The sequence below is a fragment of the Parahaemophilus parainfluenzae genome (assembly GCF_001053575.1).
GTDB classification, from domain to species: Bacteria; Pseudomonadota; Gammaproteobacteria; order Enterobacterales; family Pasteurellaceae; genus Haemophilus_D; species Haemophilus_D parainfluenzae_S.
This window is the reverse complement of the sequence record NZ_JVSL01000019.1, coordinates 1-590: the sequence shown is the minus strand read 5'-3', so window position 1 is coordinate 590 and position 590 is coordinate 1. Positions and strand designations below refer to the sequence as shown.

The window sequence follows — 590 nt, the reverse complement described above, 5'->3', positions numbered from 1 at the left end:
CCAATAATATTGGCATCACCACCTGCATGAATCACTGTTTTACTCTGACTATCTCCCACATGACTAGCAACATAAGAGGTTTCATCACTTTTAGTAAATGACTATCGGGGTTTAAGTATCTTATTTACTCACTCATGATATTTCTGTGAAAAAAGCATAGAAAACCTACGCTAAAGTTGAATGTGAAATTATAAGATTTGCTTAAAAATAAGCATCACTGAAAATACAAAAAGTGCGGTCAATATTCAAGAGATTTTAAAATTCACTGAATATTGACCGCACTTTTAAGCACCTTTGTTAATTACTGCCAAGGCTTAGCATCAGGCTTGCTATGTTTTTTTCGCCATTGAATACATGCAGGTCTATTCCACATTGTTTTTTCTTCACAGAGCGGCCCACCTTCTAGATACCAGCCTTTTTTCTCTAAACAAAGATTGACCTCTGGATTATCACTTTCACCACTGACAAAATCCATACCGCAATCCGATATGTCTTTTTGTCTTCTGTCAAGAAATTTAATACGTCCTTGAGGATCTGAGTTAGGAAATAAAACCCTAGAATTATGTAAGCGCCAATGATCATGTGGTGGA

Annotated in this window: 1 protein-coding gene; it reads right to left on the bottom strand. The window is 36.1% G+C overall.

Annotation, left to right across the window (positions count from 1 at the left end; genetic code table 11):
- Positions 1-301: 301 nt before the first annotated feature.
- Positions 302-590: hypothetical protein (locus tag AC979_RS04075; RefSeq protein ID WP_049372966.1), on the bottom strand; the 289-nt coding region annotated here is incomplete at its 5' end.